The sequence below is a fragment of the Nocardia brasiliensis genome (genome assembly GCF_042691675.1).
Taxonomy (GTDB): Bacteria; Actinomycetota; Actinomycetes; order Mycobacteriales; family Mycobacteriaceae; genus Nocardia; species Nocardia brasiliensis_D.
The window spans coordinates 6,565,184-6,581,857 of sequence record NZ_CP170507.1 but is presented as its reverse complement, the minus strand read 5'-3'; the positions used below and the strand labels follow the sequence as shown (position 1 = coordinate 6,581,857).

Genomic DNA, 16,674 nt, shown 5'->3' with positions numbered 1-16,674 from the left:
CTCCTGAAACGCGATACCCCGCAACCCAACTCGGCGGATGTGCCGCGAGAGTGCAGTGGAGCAGGAGTTTAGGCCGCCGAACCGATCTTGGCTCGGTTTCCGCGCCATTGGCCGACCGGTTACCGGGCGTTAATCGGTCGTACGCTCCGCCCGCAGCACCAGGACGGTGATCTCGCTGGGCGCGAAGACCCGCAGCTGGGGACCCCAGAATCCGGTGCCCCGGCTGGTGTAGAGCTGGGTGTGCTCGCCGTGGCGGCTGAGGCCGGCGACAACGGGCTGGTCGAGGCGAACCAGGTAGTGGAACGGCCAGATCTGGCCGCCGTGGGTGTGGCCGGAGATCTGGAGCGCGATACCCGCGGCCGCGGCGGCGGTGATCTGCTTGGGCTGGTGCGCCAGCAGCACCACCGGTACCTGCGGATCCGCACCGGTGAGGGCGGTGGGCAGATCGGGTCCGTGGCCGGGCAAGGCGACGCCGGTGGGGTCGTCGATGCCCGCGATGGTCAGTCGGTCGCCGCCCCGGGTCACCGTCTCGTGCTGGTTGTGCAGTGGCTGCCAGCCGATCGACGCCATGTGGTCGATCCAGCCCTGCGCGTCGCCGAAATACTCGTGGTTGCCGGTGATGTAGAACCGGCCGAGCGCCGCCTCGACCTTGCCGAGCGGGTCGACCTGCGGGTGCCGCTTCGCCACCGAGCCGTCCGCGAGGTCGCCCGCGTGGCAGGCGATATCGGGACGCTGGGCATTGAGGACCTCGACAACCTTCTCCGACCAGCGCAGCCGGTTCAACGCGGCGAAGTGGGTGTCGGTGACGACCACCAGGCGAAGGCCGTCGAGCGCGGGTCCGAGCCCGCGGATCGGCACCTCGACGGTGCGAACCCGCGGCACGCGCCGCGCCTCGATCACCCCCCAGACCACCAAGACGACTGTCGTCGCGGCGACACCCACCGCGACGACGCGCGCGCGGGCCGGATCGTGCACGCCGCCGATGGCCAGTACGAGCCCCGCCACGTTGCCGATCACCGACCAGCTGAACAGCACCCACGCCACCCCGAGCAGCGTGTCGCCCACGATGGATGCGGCATCCGACTGCGCGGGTCCGTGCCCGAGCACCATCGATGCGGGCAGCGCCGCGAAGGCGAGCAAGAACAGCGCGGAGCTGAGCCAGAACAGTGGGCCGGTGCCGTCGGTGGTGGCACCGACCAAGGTCCACCAGGGGACCACGAACAGCACGGCGGGAATCGCCAGGAACAGGGCAACGCGGGGAACGTATTTCACACCAGTCCATCCTCGTGAGCGCGGGTGCTTCGCGCGGTCCCGCCGCCCGGCGCGGGCTCTCTCGACGATAACAGCGCGGGCGTGGCCGCTCAGCGACGAACCACACCGCACGGGTGTGCGGTGTGGTTCGGTTCGGTTATGCCGGGTCAGCAGTTGCCGGTTCCGGTGCTTCCGTCAGCACCGCGGACCAGGCCCGCGCCCCCACTACCTGCGGCGCCACAGGCACCGAGCGTGCCGGTGCCGGTCTTGGCTCCGCCGTTGCCGCCGTCGCCGCCCGCGCCGCCGGTCCCGAGGAACGCGTCGCCGCCGTTGCCGCCGCGTGCGCCCGCGCCGCCGCTGTTGCTCGCGCCGGAGGCATCGCCGCCGTTACCGGCCTTGCCACCCGCGCCGCCGGTATCGACCGCGAGGGCGTTGCCGCCGATACCGCCTGGGCCGCCCGGCGCGCCGTTACTGCCTGTTCCGCCGGTCGAGCCTGCGCCGCCGTTGCCGCCTTCGCCGCCCGCGCCGCCGGATCCGCCGTCGGGGCCGCCGAGTCCGCCGTTGCCGCCGAGTCCGCCGCTACCCAAGACGCCGAGGCCGCCACCGCCGCCGTTGCCGCCCGCGCCACCGGCTCCGCCGCCGAAGCCGTTGCCGCCGTTGCCGCCGTTGCCGCCTGGGCAGTTCTCCGTGCCCGGGCTGCCGTTGCCGCCGCTCCCGCCAGCAGGCTGGGATGCTGTGCCTGGGGCGCCGTTGGCACCGTCCATGGCGTTGCAGGCGGCGAACGCGGGTGGTGCTACGCCGATCATGGCGCTGGTGGTCAGGACGAGACCGCCGAACAGTGCGGCGATACGGGTCCGTGCGCTGAGAGTTCTGGTCATGATAATGCTCCTATATTGCTGTGCGCTGCGGCCGATATAGTGCGATCGGCCATGGTGGCGCGCTTTATCGATCGTCCGCTTCGGTATGAAGTAATAGCGAATGCCCAGCGCGTCGCGGCGCATTCACCGGCTCGTGGTTTATGGACGAGCCAATTGCTTCGCCGTCTTCGTCAGCGGTGGTGAAGAGTTGAACTCTGCAGTGGACGTGGTGGTCGCTGTGCTCGGGCTGTCATGTGTAATCCGTTGCTACCGAAGTATTTACGGACGACCGCATCGGGCGGCCATCATCTCGTGAAAACGCCTCGGCGCCGGTAATGAAGCACTGACATTTGCGAATATTCATCCATGCTTTGACTCATCTGCCAGCAGAGGCGATGTTTTATGTTGTCACCGAGGCTGGAGCAGCAAATTCAGCCTACGCGCTTTCAGCCTCGATTACTACGGGGGTGCGTGTGGCGATAAGTGGAAGTAGTTAGAGTATTGCTTCCGGCGTCGGGTCGTCGTCCGGATGGTCGGCCGGGGGTGGTCCGGCGACCGCCGCGGATGTGCCCTCGATGGGGTGGGGTAGCGGTGCCCGGTTCCCGCGAATGTTGTGACAACGATTACTGCTCAGCTGCTGTTTTATATATTGACGTGCAACATGGTCCGGCTTAGCGTATTGCCCTGACCGCATTGCTTTTTCGAGGTCGCACAATGAGTCGCCGAATATGGGTGGTTCATCCTTTTCGTCTGGACGAGGTAGCAGCGCGATGAATATTCGACCGGCGATGCCGCGTTTGTCCGGAATTGTTGTGGGGGTGATTCTTTCCATTACCGCAGCATTGGTCGTGAATTTCCAAGTGGTATCTGCCGCCACTGCCGACCCCGACGGGCCGGATCTGGACACCCTGTACGGCGGGCTGGGGCCACATCCGGTGCGGCAAACGGCGGGCACGACCGCATGTCCCGGCCCCGGGGCGCTGAGCGGGGAAAACATGGTCCAACCTCGCCGTTGTCAGGGCACATTCCCGTTCGGCCTCGGCTCGCCGGTCGGCGTCCAGTACTACTATCCCGCTGATCTCGACCGACTGGGCAAGACGCCCGCGGTCGTCTTCACCCCGGGTGTGTTCACCGACCCCGGATACTACGACGCCATGCTGAAGCAGTGGGCCAGTTACGGTTTCATCGTCGCCGTGTCGTTCGACTACATCAACACTTTGTCGGAAATGCAGTTCGTCGGTCTCGCTGCTTTGCGGGAACGCGACCTCGACCCGACTTCGCCGTTGGCGGGCAAGGTCGACTTCGGACGAATTCTCTTGGCGGGCCATTCGGCTGGTGGTGCCAGTGCCTTGTTGGCTTCGAATATCGCGCCCCGTATCCGCGCGCTCGACCCGACCTTTCAGGTGGTCGGCTCGCTGGCGTTGGAGCCGGGTCCTGGTGCGCCGACCAACTTCGTTCCGACCCCCGTGTTGATCATCCAGAACGCTCGGGACTCGCTGGTGCCCGCGGGCTGGTGGGTGGATTGGTACCAGTACCCGGGCCTGCGCGAGGCACCCGCCTACGTGGCGACTCGCAAAGCGGTGACGCACACGGACGTGGAGAACCCCCTGCTCGCGCTGAACGCCGAGCACAGTCTCGCGGTGGCTTGGCTGCTCGCCGTGGGGATGCGGGATCCGGTGGCAGGTCACTTCTTCACCGGTCCGGACTGGAAGCTGTCCGGCGAACCGAACTACGCGAACGTCAGGCGCAGTCCGAAGGCCGACCAATGGCAACTCTGAGAGGTACGGCTATGCAGAACGGTGCGATTCGGGTACTGATGGCCGCGGCGCTGGTCCTCGGCGCGGTCGCGGGCGTCGCGATGGTGGCCACTCCTGCCCGCGCCGAAACGCTCGTCGGCACCTGCACCGTCGCCGGGCCGATCGAACAGACCTTCCTCGAAACGGGCGGCCAGCAGGCGTGGGGCGCACCGCTCGGCGACGCGCACGCGACCGCCGATGGCGGACAGTTCCAGCGGTTCGAACGCGGGGTCTTCTACACCAAGTCAACCGTCAACGGCGGCAAGGCCTATGCCGTGCACGGGCCGATCCTCGCGAAGTGGGGCGAACTCGGCTGGGAGCAGGGCACCCTCGGATATCCGACCAGCAATCTGTACAAGCTGTCCACCGGCGGATTCGTCGTACCGCTGATCGGGTACTTCGGCGACACCCCCGGCCTCTGGAGCAAGTTCCAGCACGGCGTGATCTATTGGTCCGAAAGCACCGGCGCCCACCCGGTCTCCGGTCCGATCTACGACGTCTGGAGCAAGACCGGATACGAAAGCGGTGTCTACGGTTACCCGATCGGCGACGAATACCCCGTCGCGGACGGTGTGGCACAGCACTTCCAGCGCGGCATCGTCACTGCCGCAACGTAATTCGGCTCGGTCACGGACGGGTCAGTCGTGCTCCCCATCGGGTCGTCACGGTGGCCCCCGGCGTCAGCCGGATCAGGCCCTCGCCACTCTGAAAAGCGTTGGGCGGACAGGTCATCGGCTCGGCGGCGAGGCCGGTTCGCCGGTGTGCCGGGTCGAGTGTGTCCGCGGTGAACAATTGGATCAGCGGATAGGAGTCGTCCGCCCAGAGTTCCGCGACCGCTCCGTCGTTGCCCCGCAACCGAACCCATGCGCGGCCGTCGGCATCGCGGGCCAGATCCGTGAACGGGTGATCGATCGCCAACGCGCCCAACGGCCGTGGCGTGGCGAAGTCGAACGGTGTGCCGCGGACGGGCTCGGTGCCCACCGGGAGTTGACGGTCGGCATCAGTGACGATCCGGGTCGCGGACTCGAAATGCAGTATCGCTTCGTCGATCCGGCCGTCCCCAGGCGAGAGATACGGGTGGTGCCCGCAGCCATACGGTGCCGCGGTATCGCCGAGATTGGCCGCGGTCGTGGTGACGGTCAGCCCTTCGTCGGACAGTGCGTACCGGATGGCGAGGTCGAGATAGAACGGAAAGCCTTTGCGCGGATGCAACGTGGTCCGCATGGTGACCTCGTTCTCCTGCGCATCCGTCGCTCGCCACGGCCGCCAGCGCAGCAGGCCATGAATCGCGTTGTGCTTCGCCGGTTCGGTCAGCGGAAGTTGATGGTCGACGCCGTCGAAGCGATATCTGCCGTCCGCCAACCGATTCGGCCACGGTATCAACGCGCCGCCGCGGCCACCGTCGGCCATCGCCGTGACGTCGTAGGGTTCGAGCACATCCCGCCCGCCCACCCGGTACTCCCGGATCCCGCCGCCGACCTCGACGAGCACGGCCCGCTGGTCGCCCAGGCCGATCGAGAACTGTTGTCCGGACGGTGGCGGAATCATAGGTCAGGACGGTACCTGCCCGGCCGCTGCGGCGAGATCGGCCCCTAACCGCTTCCCGGGCTACTGATTCGCCGAACACGGCGCATCAGAGCCGTGTGCGCGAGGTTGTCGACGCTCGGCGAGCAGGCCGTAACTCTCGGGCCGTCAGTAGTAGTGGCGCCGACCGCGAATCGGGTGCCCGCTGGTTCCGGCCAGCATCAGCACCAAGCCGATGACCGCGACGACAACGCCCGCGGTCATGATCTGCGGGATCCCGGTGACGAGTCCGATGACAAAGAGAACACCGCCGAGGATGGTCATGCGCGGACGCCTGACTGCGGCGGAATGATGACCATGGTGAGCCTCGGATCTGTCGGTTGTCTCCAGTAGACACCGCCTATGGCATAGTGTCAACGGTGTAGGTCTACGATCGTGACCTACATCGGAGCTTTCAGGAAACGAGGCCTACCGGCATGACCGAACCCCCGGCCAAACGCGGCAAGCCTCGTTCGGGAACCCCGAAGTCCGACGGCTCGGCCCCAGGTCGCAGCGATAGTCCGGTCACCAGGGCAGCCGTGCTCGATGCGGCACTGGAGATCATCGACAGCGACGGGGTCGAGGGGCTGTCCATGCGTCGACTGGCCGATAAGGTCGGCCGGGATCCGATGGTGATCTACCGGCATGTGCCGAATAAAGCCGCCGTGCTCGACGGTGTCGCCGAGATCATTATCGCGAAGCTGTCGGTCGATCCCACAGCGGCGGACTGGGACGCCCAATTGCGGGCGGTGGCGCGCGACTTCCGTGAACTGGCGTTGGCGCATCCTCGGGTGGTGCCGCTGTTGGTGACCCGCCCGTTGGCGACTCCGCTCGGGTTGCGCCCGCCGTCGGTGGTCCGGCCGCTCGAGGACATGCTCGCGCTGCTCACCCGTGCCGGATTCTCGGGCGCCGACGCGCTGCACATCTACCGCGCGCTGTTCGGCTTCCTCTATGGACATGTGCTCAATGAGTTGCAAGAAGTCGTGGAGCGGCCGGACGAGACCGACGAGGTGTTGCGGCTCGGCCTGCATCGCCTGCCGATCAACGAGTTTCCGTTGCTGCGCGAACTGGCGCCGCTGCTGGCCGCCTATGACGGCGCAGCCGAACTCGAACGCGGGCTCGATATTCTGCTCACCGGCCTTTCCGCCGCATTGCCCGGATCCGCCTGACGGACCGCCATTTTCAGCCTGATCCCGCGAATCATGGTCGACGCTTCCGCGGCGGCCGCTTCGCGACCGGGGTCATGGTCGTGCTGATGCCGCTGAGCAGAATGTTCAGGCCGAGTTCGAGTTCGGCGGCACCGTCGTAGGCGGCGAGCTCCGAGGCGAGGCCGCGCAGCAGCGGGAATTCACCGATCGGCAACCGGTGCAGGCCCATGCGCAGCAGGTCGGTTGTTTCCTCGGGGTGTTCGACGACTTCCTGGAGCTCGGTGAGGATGTGGCCGTACAGGAAGCCGAACAGTGCGCGGTAGATGTGCAGTGCGTCCGCCCCACTGAAATCGGCGTGGGTGAGCAGCGCGAGCAAGCGCTCCAGCGGCCGCAGGGTGCCCCGCGGCCGCAGCCCGATCGGCGTCGCCAGCGGCTGGGTGACCAGCAGTGGAACCACGTTCGGATGGGCGACGGCCAGCCTGCGGAAGTCACGCGCTACGACGCGCAGTTGGTGCTGCCAGTCCGGGTCGGTGGTGTCGATGGTCAGTTGTTCCAGCACGATCTCGGCGACACCGTCGAGCACCGCCGCCTTGTTCGCGGCATGCCGGTACAGCACCATCGGGTCTCTGCCGAGCGCCGCCCCGAGGCGGCGCATGGACAGCCGATCGATGCTGTCCTCATCGATGATCCGCAAGGCGGCTGCCAGCATCACCGCCCTGGTCAGCGGCCTGTTTCTGGCTTTCTTACGATCCGGGGAGCCGGGCGGGAAATCGCCAGGGCCGGTTCTCGTGCGATTCACGGAATCCAGCACCTCACAATCCGAGGGTGCGCTGTTAACAATGTAAGCCTACGCTGTAGACAGACGCTGTAACAGAACTCGAGGACGCGAGAATGGCAATAACAGAGGTCGCCGCTTACGCGCACCTGAGCGCGGCGGATGTCGAGGCGCTCGGGCTCGAGCTCGACGCGATTCGACGCGACATCCAGGAGCAGCGTGGGGCGCGTGATGCCAGCTACATCCGACGCACCATCGCGTTTCAACGCGCGCTCGACGCCGCGTCCAGGCTGACGATCGGGCTCAGCCGCGGCAGAACCGGCTGGCTCGCCGGGACCGCCGGGCTGGCGCTGGCGAAGAGCATCGAGAACATGGAAATCGGCCACAATGTCTGCCACGGCCAGTGGGATTGGATGAACGACCCGGAAATCCACTCCGGTACCTGGGAGTGGGACATGGCGGGTGTTTCGGCGCAGTGGCGCTACTCGCACAACTACCGGCACCACGTGTACACGAATGTGCTCGGCATGGACGAAGACATCGGATTCGGTGTCATGCGGGTGACCCGCGACGAACGGTGGAAGCCGGGACATCTGCTGCAACCGTTGCGAAACCTGTTGCTGGCGGCCACCTTCGAGTGGGGCATCGCGCTGCACGGTCTCTATTCCGAACGCGATCGCGCAGCCGACCCGGTGCGCAAGTCCGCGCAGACCAAGGCGTTCCTCGGGAAGATCATGCGGCAGGCCGGTAAGGACTACGTGCTCTTCCCCGCGATCAGCGGGCGACGCTGGCGGCGCACCCTCGCGGCGAACGCGAGTGCGAACGTCCTGCGGAACCTGTGGGCATACGTGGTGATCTTCTGCGGGCACTTCCCCGACGGCGCGGAGAAATTCGCGCCGACCGTGGTGGACGACGAGACCAGGGGTGAATGGTATCTGCGGCAGATGCTCGGCACCGCGAACTTCGACGCGGGACCGATGCTGGCCTTCCTCAGCGGAAACCTCTGCTATCAGATCGAACACCATCTCTTCCCCGACCTGCCGAGCAACCGGTACGCCGAGATCGCGTTGCGGGTGCAGGCGCTCTGCGACAAGTACGACCTGCCCTACACCAGTGGCTCACTGTTGCACCAATACCTGCTGACCTTGCGCACCATCCATAAACTGGCACTTCCGGACAGCCTCTTGACCGCCACCTCCGATGACGCGCCGGAAACCGCCTCGGAACGGAAGTTCGACGGCGACAACACCGACATCGCACCCGATACCGTCCGGCCGCTGGGTCGGAACGGGTTGCGGACCGCGCTGCGGCGCGCGGAAAAGTCCCGCGCGGCGATTCGCCGGTCATCGCGCCGCCCGATTCGGATCAACCCGGTCGATACCCGGCCGAGGCAGGAGGAACGTCCATGACGCGATCGAAGACCCGCGGCGGGGACCGCGCACTGCGCCTGCGGTTGAAACCCACCGCGCCGAAAACCGGTTATGTCGACGGAGCCTGGTGGCCACACACCCATGAGCTGGCCACCGAACTCCCCGCGCTGCTCGCCGCCGTCGCCGACCGGATCGGCCCGATCCACCACGTGGCCTACCCGCTCGACGAATGGGCCAGAACCTCTGGCGAACTCGTCATCGCGGGGCACACGGTGCGGGTCGAAGGATTCCGGCACGGCACCATGCACACGGTCGAGATGCTCGGGGTGAAGAACCGCCGGGTGGTCCTGCTGGTGGTGCCGCCGACTACCGGCGCGGGCGACGCATCGGCGACGATGGCCTCGGCCTCCGCCGTGGACAACGAGTCCGCGGTCGACGAGTTGCTGGCGATCGGCACGCGGGAGCGCGGCGATCGCGTCGAAGGGGCTGCCGCGGTACAGCGCTGGATCTCCGAAGGCGGCGCCTGACCGGTTCGGCCGGTCAGCGGATGCGGGCCACCGCGCCGAGCATGGAGACGGCCTCGGCCCGCGGGTGCGGCCGGTACTCCTCCGGGCGCCACGCGGTCACCGAACCGATGCCGGGTGGCACGAGGTCGAATTCGGTGAAGAAGCGGGTGAACTCCTCGGTGGTGCGCAGGCGGAACGGGACGCCACTGCGCTGATTGGCCGCATTCGTCTCGGCGAGGTCGTCGGGGGACAGGTGGTCGCTGGTGGCATGGGTCATCACCAGGTAGCTGCCGGCAGGCAGCGCGTCGCACAACTTGCGCACCAGCTCGTAAGGTCCGTCATCGTCGACGATGAAGTGCATGATGGCCACCAGCATCAGGGCCACCGGCTTGTCCAGGTCGAGCACCCTGGTGAGGTCGGGGTGGGTGAGGATGCGGTCGGGATCGCGGATGTCCGCGTCGAGGTAGGCGGTCGCGCCCTCCGGTGAGCTGTTCAGCAGGGCACGGGCGTGTGCCAGCACGATCGGGTCGTTGTCCACGTAGACGATGCGTGACTCGGGGGCGATGCTCTGCGCGATCTCGTGCACGTTGCCCGCGGTGGGCAGACCCGCGCCGATGTCGAGGAACTGCCGGACGCCCGCGTCGGCCAGGTAGCAGACCGCCCGCCGCAGGAAGTTGCGATTCTCCAGGGCGGCGAGGCGGATGGTGGGAAACGCCTCGGCCACCATGTCCGCCGACTCCCGGTCGGCCGGGAAATTGTCCTTGCCGCCGAGCCAGTAGTCGTACCGGCGCGCCGGATGCGGCTTCGACACATCGATCCTCGCTGCCGGGTCCGAGTTCACTACGCCCTCAATTCATCTCGACTAATGTCATCATGTCAGCTCGAGTTGCGAACCGGTAGCGATGGTGGTGTCGCACCGCCCGGAAGGCTCCATCATGCAATTGCAGTACAGCCCATACGATTTCGACGTCCAAGCCGACCCGTACCCGTACTACGCCCGGCTGCGTACCGAGGCGCCGGTGTTCCACAACGAGACCGACGACTTCTGGGCGCTCTCGCGCCACGCGGATATCGTTGCCGCACTGCGAGATTCGGATCGATTCTCCAGCGCGAACGGGTTGCGGATGGAGCCCGCGTTCTGGGGCCCGCAGGCCGAGCGCCTCTTTTCCTTCGTCGCGATGGACCCGCCGAAGCACACGCGGATGCGCGGCCTGGTGGTCCGGGCCTTCACGCAGCGTCGCGTGCAGGGGTTGGAGCCCCGGCTGCGCGAGATCGCTCGCGGGCTGCTGGCACCGCTGCTCGAGCGCGGCAGCTTCGACCTGATGACCGATTTCGCTGGTCCTTTCCCGACGGAGGTGATTTCCGAACTGGTCGGTGTTCCCGAACGCGATCGTGACATGCTCCGCAAGCTCGGCATGGAAATCATGTACACCGACGAGCAATCCACCGACCTGCGGCCCGAAGCAATGCAGGCCATCGGTGCGATGATCGGCTACTACACCGAGCTGACCATCGAACGTAGCAGAGACCGACGCGACGATCTGCTCTCCGGACTTCTCGACGCGGCCGACGGCGACGATCGGCTCACCCCCGAGGAGATCGTCGGCGTGCTCATTCTCCTGGTCGGCGCGGGGATCGAGACGGTCATGCTGACCATCGGCAATCTCTGGCACGCCGGCTGGCAACACCCCGACCAGCGACGCAAGGCGTTCGACGGACAGATCGACGGGTGGATCGCCGAGGGCATGCGCTACGACCCGGCTACCCAAACCATGCTGCGCACGGCCACCGAGCAAGTCGAACTGCACGGCGTGACGGTACCGGCCGGGGCACGGCTGCTGCTGATCACCGCCGCGGCCAATCGCGACCCAGACGTCTTCGCCGACCCCGATACTTTCGACCTGGACCGGGACACCAGCGCGGCGCTGGCCTTCGGTCACGGCCGCCACCACTGCCTCGGTGCCAACCTCGCGCTGCTGGAACTGCGGGTCGCGCTCGAGGAAATCGTCGGCAAGATCGCCGACTACGACATCGACCCCGCGGGTCTGCGGCGCATCCACTCCTCCAACAATCGCGGCTTCGCCGCCCTGCCCACCACGGTCACGGCCCGCTGAGCGGACCGACCGCGCACGTTCCCGGCTCGCCGCCCGATAACCGGTCGGAGAGGAGGGCACTCATGACCCGTTACTGGCCCATGGCCCGAGGAACATTCACGATCGGCTCACCGTTCGGCCCGCGGGCGGGCGGTTTCCATGCGGGGCAGGATTTTCCGGCGCCCGACGGAACCCCGATCTACGCCTGCGCCGGCGGCACCGTGCTGCATCTCGGCGCCGCCGGGGGATACGGACAGTGGATCGTCATCGACCATCCGACCGCCGACGGCGGCGGGGTGAGCGAATACGGACACATGTGGGACGCGGGCGCGACCGGATTGTCGGTCGGTGACCGCGTGGCGGCGGGGCAGTTGATCGCCTATGTCGGCAACAACGGCGGATCCACCGGCCCGCACCTGCATCTCAGCGTCATGCCGCACGCCTACGATCCCGGCGCCAAGATCGATCCGATGGCCTGGCTGCACGGCGCGGCCTACCCCGGCGGGTGCCTGTGGGCGCTCGGCGACGACGAACAGCGCGAACTGCTCGACCGGACCCGGGCGGTATGGACCCAGCTGTGCGGCCCCGACGGCCGGGGATGGCCGCAACTCGGGCAGAACGCGCAAGGGGAGAACCGGACCTTCGTCGACGCACTCGCGCAGGTGCGACAGGCGACGCAGGCGGGTTGACCGGGCTGTCCCCGGCGGGCATGGTTGGCCGATGGGCAGTGCAGAGGATCGCGCCGGGGTAACGCTGACCAATCTCGATCAGCCATTGTTCGATGGTGCCGAGGCGACCAAGCGTGATCTGGTCGACTACCTCGAGGCGGTCGGCGAGCGGCTGGTGCGGCAACTGCGCGACCGGCCGCTGTCGGTGCTGCGCGTCCGGCCGGGGCAGGAGCCGTTCATGCAGAAGAACCTGCCCGAGTACACCCCCGACTGGGTGCACCGCGTGACGGTGTGGGCGGAGAGTTCGCACCGCGAGGTGACCTACGCCCTGTGCGACGACGTCCGCACCCTGCTGTGGTTCGGCAATCAGCGTGCGGTCGAGTATCACCCGACACTGCTGCTCGCCGATCACACCAAGGGCCCGACCCATCTCGTCCTCGACCTCGATCCCGCACCGGACCAGCCGTTCCGGCAGGCCGTGTCGGCCGCGAAGCTGATCCGCACGGCACTGGCCGACGACGGACTCGCCGGTGCGGTGAAAACCAGCGGCGCCAAGGGCGTTCACGTCTTCGTGCCGTTGCGGCCCGGCACCCCGATCGATGACGTAGCGGCGGCGACCCGCGCGGTAGCCGCCCGCGCCGAGCGCATCGACCCTGACCTCGCCACCACCGCATTCATCCGGGAGGACCGTGCGGGTCGCGTCTTCCTCGACTCCACCCGCGCGGGCGGCGCCACCGTCGTCGCCGCGTACAGCCCCCGCATCCGCCCGGGCACCCCGGTGTCGTTCCCCGTCGCGTGGGCCGATCTCGACAACGTGACGCCCCGCGATTTCACCGTCCACACCGCGGCGGCTCTACTCGCCGACCGCGATCCATGGGCCGACGAAATGCCAGAACCACAAACCCTTCCCGCCGACCTCATCGAGGAAGGCCACACCATTCCCATCGCCCGCGTCCAAGCGATGCACGAGGGCAAACGGCGCGCCCGCGCACGCCGGACGAATTCGCAACCGGAGTCGTAATGCGTTCGCTCAGCTGGTCAGTGGCAGCATCGGGATGGTCGCCTCGCCCCACTCGGCGGGTGGCTCCGGCATGAGTTGCAGGTCGCGTTCCTCGGTCCAGGCGTAGTGGCGCAGAGTGTTGAACTGGGCGACGAAATGGTCGCGCCAGACCTGCGCGCCGAAATTCATCGCGGTGTTGACCTGCAACCAGCCGGTGGCGCTGAAGTTGACCGATCCCTCCCAGCACTGCGGCCCGCTGGGGGTGTCGACGACGAGACCCTTGGTGTGGCAGATGTATTTGCGACCGCTGGTGCTGGTGCCGATGGTGACCTCGACACCGGCGTCGACGAGTCGTTGCACGATGGGCTTCGCGGTCCGGCCCGCGGATTGGGTGCGATCCAGGTACAGGTGCAGTGGCACGCCCCGCCGGTGCGCGGTGATCAGGTTGTCGGCGGCATCGGTCAAGGTGAAACCGTAGGCTATGAGCCAGGTTTCACCCGGTGCCGCGACCAGCTCGAGGAACCGTTGCTCGGCCTCCGCGTGGTCGTCGGGCATCAGGTAACACGTCATCGGACCATCGATCACGAATGGCATGTCTGCACCGTACCGGCGAGTTCGGCGCGGGAGCCGGAGGCGGCGTCGAACAACGCGGCGTCGCCGCGAGCCGCGCTATCCTGCGCCGTTGACGGCGGTCCGGACGAATCCGTCGGCCCCATCGAGCAGCGTCCGTGCCGCCGCCGCATCGACTCCGGCCAGTCGCATGACGATCGCGGTCTTGGCATGCCCGTCGGCGGCGTCCAGCAGCGCGGCCGCGGTGCCCGCATCGACCCCGGTGGCGTCGGCGATGATGCGGCAGGCCCGGTCGACGAGCTTGGCATTGGTGGGTTTCACGTCCACCATGCGGTTGCCGTAGACCTTGCCGGATTGCACCATGGTCGCGGTGGACAGCATGTTGCACACCATCTTCTGCGCGGTGCCCGCCTTCAATCGGGTGGAACCGGTCAGCACCTCCGGGCCCGTCTCGATCTCGATGCCGACGTCGGCGTGCGCGCTGAGCTCGGCATGGCGGTTGCAAGAGACGCCTACCGTCGCGGCACCGATGGACCGGCCGTGCCGCAACGCACCGATCGCGTAAGGGGTCCGTCCGCTCGCGGCGAGCGCGACGACGACATCGTCGGCCGTCAGATCTATGGCCGATAAATCCGCGGCGGCCAGCGCGGGATCGTCTTCGGCTCCCTCGACCGCCTGCAGGAACGCTGCCGGGCCGCCCGCGATGATTCCGACGACCTCACCGGGTGCGGTGCCGAAGGTCGGCGGGCATTCGACCGCGTCGAGCACACCGAGCCTGCCGCTGGTCCCCGCGCCGACATAGATCAACCGACCGCCGCGCCGCCGGGCGGCCACGATCACTTCGACCGCCCGGGCGATATCCGGAATCGCTTTCGCCACAGCGGAAGCCACGTCCGCGTCCTCGGCATTCATGGTGCGCAACAACTCGTCGACCGACATGGAGTCGAGTGCGGCGGTGCGCGGGTTCGCTTCCTCCGTGGTCAGTGCGCCGATCTCGTTCATATGCCTCCTATGTCCTGCGGGGGTACCAGTCGAACGAGGTCTGCCCTCACGGTGCCTTCCGTATGGTGCGCGAGATCCGGCGATCCGCCACCGCGTCGTAGGTCCGGCGCAGCGCTACCGCGGCGGACGGTGTGCGTTGCAGTACCCCCACGTAGAGCGCGTCGACGATCAGGAGCTGGCTCATCCGGCTCGCCATCGCGGCGGAGCGGAAGCCGTCCTCTCGCCCGGCCACGAGCACCGTGTGCCCGGCCACCCGGGCCAGTCGTGATTGTGCTCCGGCCGTGACGGCAACCGTCGTCACCCGCCGCCCGGCGGCGCGGTCCAGCGCGTCCACGATGGCGGCGGTTTCGCCGGAATGCGAGAAGGCGATGATCACGTCACCGGGTTCGAGCAGGCTCGCCTGGACAAGCGAGTCGTCTTCCGAGGTGCAAGCGCCGCACCACATTCCGATTCTGGTCAGCTTCTGCGCCATGTCCATCGCGACCAGTCCGGACGCGCCGATCCCGATGAGTTCCACCCGCCGCGCGTGTACCAGCGCGTCGACCACCGCCGCCATGGTTGCCGGGTCGGCGAGTTCCGCGGTCGCCACCATGCCTTCGGTCTCGAAGGCGGTGAGCTTCTGCAGCACCTTGGCCAACGGATCGTCGGCGTCGATGTCGGTCGCGAAGACCGGCGACCCGTCTTCCTTGCTGGTGGCCGCCAGCGCCAGTCGCAGCTGCGGATAGCCTTCGTAGCCGAGGGCTTTGGATAACCGAACGACCGCGGACGTACTGGTCGCGGCCCGCTCGGCGAGTTCGCTCACGGTCAACTGCGCGGCCCCCGCGGGGTCGTCGCGAATCACCTGGGCGACCCGCAGGCCGGTGGGGGTCAGCCGCGGAATCGCCCCGAGCAGGCGGGTGCGGACGTCGTCACCGTCGGACATGGCTCACCAGCTCGAGTCGATGCGGTAGCGCGCTGGGCGTTTCGGGCAGGTCGAGCCGGGACGCACCGGGGGTGATCGAGCCGAGCACTGTCGCCCGTGCCGCGCCGGTGCAGGCGGGGAGGCTGCCCGCGAGCCCGTGCACGGTGAGAAATCCGAGCACGGCGAAGGCGGCGGCTTCCTTGGCCGCAGACGGCAGCCCGAGTTCGTCGGACGTGCGCAGTGTCGCGGTCCTCGAGCGCTCACCCAGCATTCTCAGCAACGCCGGATTTCGAGTTCCGCCGCCCGACGCGATGACTTCGTCCGGCGCGAACGGGGCGATGGCGTCGGCAATGGTGTGTGCGGTCAGGGCGGTCACGGTGGCGACGATATCGTCAGCGGGCAAGGCGTGGTTCCGCAACACGCGCTCGAGGTATGTGCGGTTGAACAGCTCTTTACCGGTGGTCTTCGGTGGCGCTGCCCGGTAGTAATCCTCGGCGAGAAGAGCTTTCAGCAGTTCCCCGTCCACATTTCCGCGGGCCGCCCGCACGCCGTCGCGGTCGAAATGTTCCCTACCGTCGGTGGCCAGCTCGACGGCGGCGTCGATGAGCGCGTTTCCGGGGCCGGTATCGAAGGCGACGGGCCTTTCGCCGGTGACGGTCACGTTGGCGATGCCGCCGATATTGAGCGCGGCCGACCGTCCCGGCCGCCCCGCGAGCCACCACACGTCGAACAGCGCGACGAGCGGCGCGCCCTGTCCGCCCGCCGCGATGTCGCGCGCGCGAAAGTCGCTGACGACCGGCAATCCGGTCAGCTCGGCGATCCAGGACGGTTGGCCGAGCTGCAGCGTGCCGTAGGTCTTTCCGTCGACCACCCAGTGGTAGACCGTCTGACCGTGTGACGCGACGAGATCCGCTGTGCCGTCGAAGAACTCGCGCACCGCCAAATCGGCTGCCGCCGCGAATTCCTGCCCGATCGCGGTATCGAGTCGGCACACCGTCGCCAGGTCGACCCTGCCCGGCGGCAGGGCGGCGATGAGGTCGGCGCGCAGCCGCTCGGGATAGGTGCGGCTCAGCTGTCCCATGATCTCGACCCGAATGGTGTTGTCCCGCACGTCGATAGCCGCGCCGACCGCATCGATCGCGTCGTGCGACGTTCCCGACATCAAACCGACCAC

Annotated in this window: 18 protein-coding genes; 8 read left to right on the top strand and 10 right to left on the bottom strand. The window is 67.6% G+C overall.

Going from position 1 to position 16,674, the window contains the following annotated elements:
• Positions 1-129: 129 nt before the first annotated feature.
• Positions 130-1,272, bottom strand: a complete 1,143-nt coding sequence (locus ACFK0J_RS30300; RefSeq protein ID WP_378733093.1) for a metallophosphoesterase — start codon at positions 1,270-1,272, stop codon at positions 130-132.
• A 146-nt stretch (positions 1,273-1,418) separates the two neighbouring features.
• Positions 1,419-2,129: a hypothetical protein gene (locus ACFK0J_RS30295; protein WP_378733091.1), complete on the bottom strand. Its 711-nt coding sequence runs from the start codon at positions 2,127-2,129 to the stop codon at positions 1,419-1,421.
• A 749-nt stretch (positions 2,130-2,878) separates the two neighbouring features.
• Here ACFK0J_RS30295 and ACFK0J_RS30290 point away from each other — a divergent pair.
• Entirely contained in the window at positions 2,879-3,886 is a 1,008-nt protein-coding gene (locus ACFK0J_RS30290) for a hypothetical protein (protein ID WP_378733089.1), read from the top strand.
• A gap of 11 nt (positions 3,887-3,897) precedes the next feature.
• Positions 3,898-4,521 carry an LGFP repeat-containing protein gene (locus ACFK0J_RS30285; protein ID WP_378733087.1) on the top strand — a complete coding sequence of 208 codons (624 nt, stop codon included), beginning with the start codon at positions 3,898-3,900 and terminating at the stop codon, positions 4,519-4,521.
• A gap of 10 nt (positions 4,522-4,531) precedes the next feature.
• On the opposite strand, the gene ACFK0J_RS30280 is transcribed toward ACFK0J_RS30285, so the two are convergent.
• Together ACFK0J_RS30280 and ACFK0J_RS30275 are read right to left on the bottom strand one after the other, a co-directional pair.
• Positions 4,532-5,452 (bottom strand): aldose 1-epimerase family protein, encoded by a 921-nt coding sequence (locus tag ACFK0J_RS30280; protein WP_378733085.1) that lies wholly within the window; start codon positions 5,450-5,452, stop codon positions 4,532-4,534.
• 144 nt (positions 5,453-5,596) lie between these two features.
• Positions 5,597-5,845, bottom strand: a complete 249-nt coding sequence (locus ACFK0J_RS30275) for a DUF3040 domain-containing protein (protein ID WP_378733083.1) — start codon at positions 5,843-5,845, stop codon at positions 5,597-5,599.
• A 59-nt stretch (positions 5,846-5,904) separates the two neighbouring features.
• Between ACFK0J_RS30275 and ACFK0J_RS30270 the strand changes: the two genes are divergently transcribed.
• A complete protein-coding gene (locus tag ACFK0J_RS30270) occupies positions 5,905-6,636 on the top strand; it encodes a TetR/AcrR family transcriptional regulator C-terminal domain-containing protein (RefSeq protein WP_378733081.1) in 732 nt (243 codons plus the stop codon).
• A gap of 31 nt (positions 6,637-6,667) precedes the next feature.
• Here ACFK0J_RS30270 and ACFK0J_RS30265 read toward each other — a convergent pair whose 3' ends face one another.
• Positions 6,668-7,324, bottom strand: a complete 657-nt coding sequence (locus ACFK0J_RS30265; protein ID WP_378743148.1) for a TetR/AcrR family transcriptional regulator C-terminal domain-containing protein — start codon at positions 7,322-7,324, stop codon at positions 6,668-6,670.
• Positions 7,325-7,506: 182 nt separating this feature from the next.
• On the opposite strand from ACFK0J_RS30265, the gene ACFK0J_RS30260 reads away from it, so the two are divergent.
• Both ACFK0J_RS30260 and ACFK0J_RS30255 read left to right on the top strand, forming a co-directional pair.
• Positions 7,507-8,799 carry a fatty acid desaturase family protein gene (locus ACFK0J_RS30260; RefSeq protein WP_378733080.1) on the top strand — a complete coding sequence of 431 codons (1,293 nt, stop codon included), beginning with the start codon at positions 7,507-7,509 and terminating at the stop codon, positions 8,797-8,799.
• Complete coding sequence (locus ACFK0J_RS30255; protein ID WP_378733078.1) at positions 8,796-9,287, top strand: DUF5994 family protein; 492 nt, start codon at positions 8,796-8,798, stop codon at positions 9,285-9,287. Before ACFK0J_RS30260 ends, ACFK0J_RS30255 begins: the two co-directional genes overlap by 4 nt.
• Before the next feature lie 13 nt (positions 9,288-9,300).
• Here ACFK0J_RS30255 and ACFK0J_RS30250 read toward each other — a convergent pair whose 3' ends face one another.
• Complete coding sequence (locus tag ACFK0J_RS30250) at positions 9,301-10,107, bottom strand: SAM-dependent methyltransferase (RefSeq protein ID WP_378733076.1); 807 nt, start codon at positions 10,105-10,107, stop codon at positions 9,301-9,303.
• Between the two features lie 94 nt (positions 10,108-10,201).
• On the opposite strand from ACFK0J_RS30250, the gene ACFK0J_RS30245 reads away from it, so the two are divergent.
• The 3 genes from ACFK0J_RS30245 (at position 10,202) to ligD (ending at position 13,048) form a co-directional block, all read left to right on the top strand.
• Entirely contained in the window at positions 10,202-11,380 is a 1,179-nt protein-coding gene (locus tag ACFK0J_RS30245) for a cytochrome P450 (RefSeq protein ID WP_378733075.1), read from the top strand.
• A gap of 62 nt (positions 11,381-11,442) precedes the next feature.
• On the top strand, positions 11,443-12,048 hold the full coding sequence (locus tag ACFK0J_RS30240; protein WP_378733073.1) for a M23 family metallopeptidase: 606 nt from the start codon (positions 11,443-11,445) through the stop codon (positions 12,046-12,048).
• Between the two features lie 31 nt (positions 12,049-12,079).
• Positions 12,080-13,048, top strand: coding sequence for a non-homologous end-joining DNA ligase (gene ligD, locus ACFK0J_RS30235; RefSeq protein WP_378733071.1), 969 nt, complete (start codon positions 12,080-12,082; stop codon positions 13,046-13,048).
• Between the two features lie 9 nt (positions 13,049-13,057).
• Here ligD and ACFK0J_RS30230 read toward each other — a convergent pair whose 3' ends face one another.
• From ACFK0J_RS30230 to ACFK0J_RS30215, 4 genes are all read right to left on the bottom strand, one after another.
• Entirely contained in the window at positions 13,058-13,621 is a 564-nt protein-coding gene (locus ACFK0J_RS30230; protein ID WP_378733069.1) for a phospholipase D-like domain-containing protein, read from the bottom strand.
• Between the two features lie 75 nt (positions 13,622-13,696).
• The gene (gene murQ / locus ACFK0J_RS30225; protein WP_378733067.1) at positions 13,697-14,599 is read right to left on the bottom strand and encodes an N-acetylmuramic acid 6-phosphate etherase; all 903 of its coding nucleotides are present in this window, start codon (positions 14,597-14,599) and stop codon (positions 13,697-13,699) included.
• A gap of 46 nt (positions 14,600-14,645) precedes the next feature.
• Positions 14,646-15,521, bottom strand: coding sequence for a MurR/RpiR family transcriptional regulator (locus ACFK0J_RS30220; RefSeq protein ID WP_378733066.1), 876 nt, complete (start codon positions 15,519-15,521; stop codon positions 14,646-14,648).
• Entirely contained in the window at positions 15,508-16,674 is a 1,167-nt protein-coding gene (locus ACFK0J_RS30215) for an anhydro-N-acetylmuramic acid kinase (RefSeq protein WP_378743147.1), read from the bottom strand. The genes ACFK0J_RS30220 and ACFK0J_RS30215 overlap by 14 nt, the downstream gene beginning before the upstream one ends.

Excerpts from the sequence above, each read along its gene's own strand:
- ACFK0J_RS30295 (WP_378733091.1), bottom strand. The coding sequence starts at position 2,129 with ATGACCAGAACTCTCAGCGCACGGACCCGTATCGCCGCACTGTTCGGC.
- ACFK0J_RS30290 (WP_378733089.1), top strand. The coding sequence starts at position 2,879 with ATGAATATTCGACCGGCGATGCCGCGTTTGTCCGGAATTGTTGTGGGG.
- ACFK0J_RS30285 (WP_378733087.1), top strand. The coding sequence starts at position 3,898 with ATGCAGAACGGTGCGATTCGGGTACTGATGGCCGCGGCGCTGGTCCTC.
- ACFK0J_RS30280 (WP_378733085.1), bottom strand. The coding sequence starts at position 5,452 with ATGATTCCGCCACCGTCCGGACAACAGTTCTCGATCGGCCTGGGCGAC.
- ACFK0J_RS30270 (WP_378733081.1), top strand. The coding sequence starts at position 5,905 with ATGACCGAACCCCCGGCCAAACGCGGCAAGCCTCGTTCGGGAACCCCG.
- ACFK0J_RS30265 (WP_378743148.1), bottom strand. The coding sequence starts at position 7,324 with ATGCTGGCAGCCGCCTTGCGGATCATCGATGAGGACAGCATCGATCGG.
- ACFK0J_RS30260 (WP_378733080.1), top strand. The coding sequence starts at position 7,507 with ATGGCAATAACAGAGGTCGCCGCTTACGCGCACCTGAGCGCGGCGGAT.
- ACFK0J_RS30255 (WP_378733078.1), top strand. The coding sequence starts at position 8,796 with ATGACGCGATCGAAGACCCGCGGCGGGGACCGCGCACTGCGCCTGCGG.
- ACFK0J_RS30245 (WP_378733075.1), top strand. The coding sequence starts at position 10,202 with ATGCAATTGCAGTACAGCCCATACGATTTCGACGTCCAAGCCGACCCG.
- ACFK0J_RS30240 (WP_378733073.1), top strand. The coding sequence starts at position 11,443 with ATGACCCGTTACTGGCCCATGGCCCGAGGAACATTCACGATCGGCTCA.
- ligD (WP_378733071.1), top strand. The coding sequence starts at position 12,080 with ATGGGCAGTGCAGAGGATCGCGCCGGGGTAACGCTGACCAATCTCGAT.
- ACFK0J_RS30230 (WP_378733069.1), bottom strand. The coding sequence starts at position 13,621 with ATGCCATTCGTGATCGATGGTCCGATGACGTGTTACCTGATGCCCGAC.
- murQ (WP_378733067.1), bottom strand. The coding sequence starts at position 14,599 with ATGAACGAGATCGGCGCACTGACCACGGAGGAAGCGAACCCGCGCACC.
- ACFK0J_RS30220 (WP_378733066.1), bottom strand. The coding sequence starts at position 15,521 with ATGTCCGACGGTGACGACGTCCGCACCCGCCTGCTCGGGGCGATTCCG.